This is a genomic window from Micrococcus sp. LASM2_SD2, from assembly GCF_057364565.1.
Genome location: NZ_JBNFOB010000173.1, coordinates 1 through 5306 on the forward strand (window position 1 = coordinate 1; position 5306 = coordinate 5306).

The window sequence follows — 5306 nt, forward strand, 5'->3', positions numbered from 1 at the left end:
CGCCGGAGCATCGCTCGGCGGCGGGCCGCCGTCGTCCCCCGCACCGGTCGGCGCCGCCGGCAGCGCGGACTCAGATGGTGGCCAGGCGCGCGTTGGCTATGTGGTTGACGTGGTGGCCGCGGATGCCGGCCTTGCGCTCGAGGTCCTCGATGATCGCCGGGGCGAAGTCGACGCCGTAGAGGTCCTGGCAGGAGCCCAGCCCGCCGGGGGCGAACACGTTGACCTCCTTCATGGGTGCTGCCTTCCGTGCCAGGCCGGGCTGCGTCCGCGCCGTGCCAGGACGTCCAGCCGGTGGCCGAGCTCGGCGAACCAGGCGTCATGGATCTGCGGCTGCGTTCGGCCACCTCGTCCGGCAGGGTGCCCTCGCGCCAGACGTCCAGGTCCCAGCAGTCTTCGGGGCGCTGGTAGACACAGGTCTCACGCGGACGGTTCAGGTCCATCTCGAAGCAGGAGCGGTGCATGACCATGCCGGAGCCCACACCCGCCCCGATCGCGTCGGTGAACGAGTCCTCCTCGCGGAAGCGCACGTCCTCGTCCAGGACCATGCGCTCACGGATCTCGTCGCGCAGGTCGTGGCCGGAGTGCACGGCGGTGAAGACCACCTGGCCGGCGGCCGTGACGTCGTCCTTCCAGGGACCGACGACGGCGAAGGGCTCGTCATGGCGCTGCAGCGAGACGGAGTCGAACGACGGGCCGGTGGGGATGCTCTGCGGTGTCCTGCGCGCCACCATCCTCCCGGTGGACCGGACCTGGCAAGGTCAGGGGGATGCCTGAGGCGAATCCCGGGCAAGCGCATCGCACGCTCACAGCCGGCACGGGGAAATTCCAGGTCAGATCCACAGGCGTGGCGCAGATCTCCCGCGTGCGGCGGCCCGGCTTCCCGCCGCGTTCGTGGCTGCGTGACCTCCCTGTCGTGCCCCGGGTGCCCGGCGGTCAGCGGCGGCGCGGGCGCCGCAGCACCGTCCTCATCGCGAGGTCCTGCAGCACGCCCTGCACCTTCGCCTTCGTGGCCTCGGATCCCTGCGGCAGGCGGAGCATGCCCTCCTGCGCCACGGTGGCCACGAGCACCCCGTCCCGGGTGAAGACATGGCCCTGGCCTAGGCCGCGGGAGCCCTGCGCGGAGGGGCTGGACTGCACGTACAGCAGCCACTCGTCCACGCGGGCGGGACGGTGGAACCACATGGAGTGGTCCAGGGTGGCCACGGACATCCGCGGCTGCGTCCAGGCCAGTCCGTGCTGGCGCAGCACGGGCTCCAGCAGCGTGTAGTCGGAGGCGTAGGCCAGCGCCGCGCGGTGCAGGTTCGGGTCGTCTGCCAGCGGGGTGTAGGTCCGCATCCAGACCATGTTGGTGTTGGTCCGTTCCCGAGCCGGCTTCACGTACACGGCCGGGTCCACGTGGCGGATGTCGAACGGGCGGGCCCAGGCCCATTCCTGGGCGATCGGGTGGTGGATGTCCCCGATGAGGTCCGCGGTGGTCGGCAGGTCCTCGGGGGCCGGCACGCCCTCCGGCATGGCGGCCTGGTGGTCGATGCCCTCGGCCGGGGCCTGGAAGGAGCAGGTGAGGGTCAGGATCGCCTTCTCGTCCTGGCTCGCGAGGATGCGCCGCACGGAGAACGAGCGGCCGTCGCGTACCCGCTCCACGGTGAAGGTGATCGGTTTGAGTGCGTCTCCGGGGCGCACGAAGTACCCGTGCAGCGAGTGGGCGTCCCGTCCGGCCTCCACCGTCCGGGCCGCGGCGGCGAGGCACTGGCTGAGCACCTGGCCGCCGAACACGCGGCCATGGGCCTGCTTCGGGGTGACGCCGGTGAATCGGACGTCCCCGGTCAGCGGATGCGGTGCGGCCTCCGCGAGCTCGAGCAGGCCCCGGAGCATGGCGGTGGGGTCCGCGGGGGCGGTGTCCGGGCGGACCAGGCCCTGGCGTAGACGGCGGCGGGCGGGTGATCCCTGGTTGTCCTCGTGCTGCGGTCCCATGCGGCTCCTCGTCTTCAGGGGGGTGGTGGTCGGGTCGTCGTCTCGTCCTGCGCGGTCCCGTGGCGTTCCCACCGCGGCGTGTGACGGGTCGGCCCGCGCGGCGGTGCCTGCGACAATGACCAGTATGACTGAGCAGCGCCGCCACGGTACCGAGACCGAGACCCAGAACGCCACGCCCCGCCTGACGCTCACCTCGGACGCCGCGGTGGCGGACCTCGAGCAGTTCGCCACCCGGGCCCGCCGGGTCTCGGACACCGGCATGCGCCTGCAGCTGATCCCCCCGGCCGCGGAGGGCAGGGAGGCCGTCCTGGCGCAGTGGGTGGACGTGATGTCCCCGCGCGGCCTCGGGGACCACGTCCCGACCGTCCTCGGCCTGCGCACCGTGCCGGTGGCCTCCGCCGAGCACGCCGAGGACCTGGACGCCACCGTGCCCCTGGCCGCGGTCCTCGAGCGCACCGCCCGGATGAAGGACTCGGGCCCGGCCGGCGGCGTGGACCGCACGTTCAACGTCCCGCCGTCCCGGGAGAACCGGCCGTGGACGGCGCTCACCCCGCCGCGCGCCGGATGGACGCAGGTGGCCGAGGTCGGCCACGAGGACCTGATCATGGTGGCCAAGGACGGCATCACGGCCATCCGCCAGGCCCTGCCCTCGAATCCGGGCGACGCGGTGGTGCAGCGCCTGCGTGCGGCCGTGTGGGGCCAGATGCTCGGCGAGCCGGCCGTGGTGCCCTCCGGCTGCGCCTTCGCCGCGTTCTCCCTGGGCTTCCTCCCGCCCCAGGGCCGCGCCCGTGTCCTGCAGAACGGCTCCTGGACCCGCATCGACACCACGGGCGGGTTCGTCCTGCACCGCCCGGCCGTCTCCCTCTGACCTCGGCGTGGGCTCATCCGCCGGGCAGTCCGCGGCAGACTCCCTGGACGCCTTCCGCCCGGGCCCGACGACGGCGCCTGCGCCCTCCGCCTGGGTCCGCGCCTTCGCCGCGGAGCACCGCCTCGAGGTGGCGGCCTGCGCCTGGGTGAACGGGATCGGCGGCACCACCTGGCAGCTCGAGGGCCGAATGGTGGGAGCACGCCATGCCGGACCTGACCCGGGACACGGCGAGGCTCACGGACGAGGCGAGTGCCGTCGTCGGGACACTGGTGGACGGGCTGGGGCGGGCGCTGCGGGCCTTCCATGACGCGGTGCCGGTGGACGAGTGCCCCGGGGACTGGGGGATCGACGAGACGTCCGCGCTGGAGCCCGGCGAAGCGGTGGTCTGCCACGGGGACGCGGACGCGCACACGGCGCGGTTCCTCACCGCCTACGGCATCGGCGTGGACCTGCCGGAGCAGCCCGGCCGCCTCCAGGACTACCGGGCGCGCTGGATGGGGCAGTGACGCCGGGCTCGGCGCCCGGGCAGGTCAGGCCGAGTTGACCATGGAGTGCGCGGCCCGCTCGAGGTAGTCCCACAGCTCGGCCTCCTGCAGCGGGGCCAGGTCCAGGGAGTCCACGGCGGTGCGCATGTGGCGCAGCCAGGCGTCGCGGGCGGCGAAGTCGATCGTGTACGGCATGTGGCGCATCCGCAGGCGGGGGTGGCCGCGCTGCTCCGAGTAGGTCCGCGGACCGCCCCAGTACTGCTCCAGGAACATGCGCAGGCGCTCCTCGGCACCCTCCCAGTCGTCCTGCGGGTACATCGGGGCCAGCAGCGGGTCCTTCCGGACGTTCTCGTAGAAGACCCGGGTCAGCTGCGCGAACGTCTCGTGACCGCCGACGGCCTCGAAGAAGCTCATGGCCTGCCCCGGGGCGGGCAGCGGGCGGGAGTCCCGGGCAGCGACCTGCTCGGCACCGGAGGGCCGGTCCTCCCGCATGACCGGTTCGACCTCCGTGGGGCGCTCCTGCAGGCCGGAGACCTGGGAAGGACGGTTCGCCGGGCGCGGGCGGGCCACGGCGATCGGGGCGCCCAGGCGTGAGGAGAACTCCGGCAGGTGCGGCATCTGCCGCGGCCGCTGCGGGGCGATCTCCACCGGGAAGCCCAGCGAGTTGGCGATGAAGCAGTCGCGGTGGGCCGGCTCGTGGAGGCCGTCGGCCTGCTCCCGCTGGGACTCGTCCGCCAGCCACACCTCCGGACGCAGAGTCGCTGCGGTCATGCGGCCGGCGCCCGAGGACTCCGTCTCGAGGGTGCCCTCCGCGGCCACGGCCATGCCGGTGACCACCACGCCGGCGGCGGTGGCGTGGTGCAGGTAGGACAGCGTGTGGCACTGTGCCAGCGCGCCGAGCAGCAGCTGTTCCGGGTTCCAGCGGGTCTCGTCCCCGTGGAAGGCGCGGGCGGAGGACCCGGAGATCTCTCCGGGGCCGGCGGCCTGCAGGGTCACGTCCCGCCGGTAGTCCCTGTACCCGGACGTGCCGGAGCCCTGGTTGCCGGTCCACTCTGCTCGGAGGCTGAACTGGTGCTTCATGGGATCCAGCCTAGTGGTGGGAAACGACCGGGACGTGCCGTCAGCAGGACACCGAGGGCGGGGGCCCGGCACGACCACTCGTGCCGGGCCCCGCCGGTCTCGTCGGAAGGTCTCCGCTCAGGCGCCGGCCGTGCGGGCCTTCAGCGCACGGGCCATGTCGTCCCGGCACTCGGCCACCACACGGGCCAGGCCGGCGTTGCCGCCCTTGACCTGCTCCACCAGGGCGGTGGCGCGGTCCGCGGTCTCCTGGGAGACCTGCGAGGACGGGAAGCCCAGGGTCGCGGCCGTCTCGGCCATCTCGTGCGAGCGGGAGTTCCAGACGCCCTCGATGCCCTCGAAGTACGCCGTCGCGTACTCCGCGATCAGGGCCGGGTCGTTGACACGCTGGAAGCCCAGGAGCACCTGGCGCTGGGTGGTGTTGGACAGGGTTCCGTCCACCACCTGCCTCCACGCTTCGGCCTTGGCCTCGGCGGTGGGCACGGCGGCGCGGGCCTGGGCGGCGGCGAGGGCACCGGTGGGGACGCCGGCGGCGGGGCCGACGCCGGCACCCTGACCGTGCCGCTCGGCCCGGTGATCTCGAACGTGGGCGTGGGCCTGGTGGACGACCTCGCCGAGGGGACCGCGGACCTGCTCGGCAACGAGGACGGCTCCCTCACGGTCCCCGGGCGCAGCGTCTTCGGTGTGGAGCTGCCGGACACGGACCTGTCCGGCCTGTTCGAGCGGGCCCGGGACGGCGTCCGCGAGTTCGCGGCGGAGGACCGCCTCTCCGTGCTCGTCCACGTGGCCGTTGACGACGGCTCCGGCACCTCCCGACCCGGACGGCGCCTCCTCCGGGCGTCGGCGGCCCTGGCGGACATGCCGACCCTGCTGCGGGCCTCCGCCCACTGGGGCTGGGCGGGCGG

6 protein-coding genes and 2 pseudogenes are annotated in these 5306 nt (G+C 73.7%); 3 read left to right on the forward strand and 5 right to left on the reverse strand.

Features of this window, described 5'->3' with window-relative positions; translation table 11 throughout:
* Positions 1-70: 70 nt before the first annotated feature.
* Complete coding sequence (locus AC2W7A_RS09150) at positions 71-232, reverse strand: hypothetical protein (RefSeq protein ID WP_485991093.1); 162 nt, start codon at positions 230-232, stop codon at positions 71-73.
* A gap of 701 nt (positions 233-933) precedes the next feature.
* Positions 934-1971: an acyl-CoA thioesterase gene (locus AC2W7A_RS09155; RefSeq protein WP_485991094.1), complete on the reverse strand. Its 1038-nt coding sequence runs from the start codon at positions 1969-1971 to the stop codon at positions 934-936.
* 124 nt (positions 1972-2095) lie between these two features.
* Here AC2W7A_RS09155 and AC2W7A_RS09160 point away from each other — a divergent pair, with 124 nt between their 5' ends.
* Together AC2W7A_RS09160 and AC2W7A_RS09165 are read left to right on the forward strand one after the other, a co-directional pair.
* On the forward strand, positions 2096-2839 hold the full coding sequence (locus tag AC2W7A_RS09160) for a DUF8185 domain-containing protein (RefSeq protein WP_485991095.1): 744 nt from the start codon (positions 2096-2098) through the stop codon (positions 2837-2839).
* 203 nt (positions 2840-3042) lie between these two features.
* Entirely contained in the window at positions 3043-3345 is a 303-nt protein-coding gene (locus AC2W7A_RS09165; protein ID WP_485991096.1) for a hypothetical protein, read from the forward strand.
* 24 nt (positions 3346-3369) lie between these two features.
* Here the strand turns inward: AC2W7A_RS09165 and AC2W7A_RS09170 are convergent, their stop codons facing one another.
* From AC2W7A_RS09170 to AC2W7A_RS09180, 3 genes and pseudogenes are all read right to left on the reverse strand, one after another.
* Positions 3370-3738: a globin gene (locus tag AC2W7A_RS09170; protein ID WP_485991097.1), complete on the reverse strand. Its 369-nt coding sequence runs from the start codon at positions 3736-3738 to the stop codon at positions 3370-3372.
* Between the two features lie 237 nt (positions 3739-3975).
* Positions 3976-4404 (reverse strand): annotated as a pseudogene (locus tag AC2W7A_RS09175) (OsmC family protein); the annotation flags it as partial.
* A gap of 117 nt (positions 4405-4521) precedes the next feature.
* Positions 4522-4914, reverse strand: a pseudogene (locus AC2W7A_RS09180) (ERAP1-like C-terminal domain-containing protein); the annotation flags it as partial.
* A 45-nt stretch (positions 4915-4959) separates the two neighbouring features.
* Here AC2W7A_RS09180 and AC2W7A_RS09185 point away from each other — a divergent pair.
* Positions 4960-5306 (forward strand): hypothetical protein (locus AC2W7A_RS09185; protein ID WP_485991098.1); only part of this gene is annotated, 347 nt, incomplete at its 3' end.

What these genes read in the sequence shown, in the direction of transcription:
- AC2W7A_RS09150 (WP_485991093.1), bottom strand. Translation starts at nt 232, where the DNA reads ATGAAGGAGGTCAACGTGTTCGCCCCCGGCGGGCTGGGCTCCTGCCAG.
- AC2W7A_RS09155 (WP_485991094.1), bottom strand. Translation starts at nt 1,971, where the DNA reads ATGGGACCGCAGCACGAGGACAACCAGGGATCACCCGCCCGCCGCCGT.
- AC2W7A_RS09160 (WP_485991095.1), top strand. Translation starts at nt 2,096, where the DNA reads ATGACTGAGCAGCGCCGCCACGGTACCGAGACCGAGACCCAGAACGCC.
- AC2W7A_RS09165 (WP_485991096.1), top strand. Translation starts at nt 3,043, where the DNA reads ATGCCGGACCTGACCCGGGACACGGCGAGGCTCACGGACGAGGCGAGT.
- AC2W7A_RS09170 (WP_485991097.1), bottom strand. Translation starts at nt 3,738, where the DNA reads ATGAGCTTCTTCGAGGCCGTCGGCGGTCACGAGACGTTCGCGCAGCTG.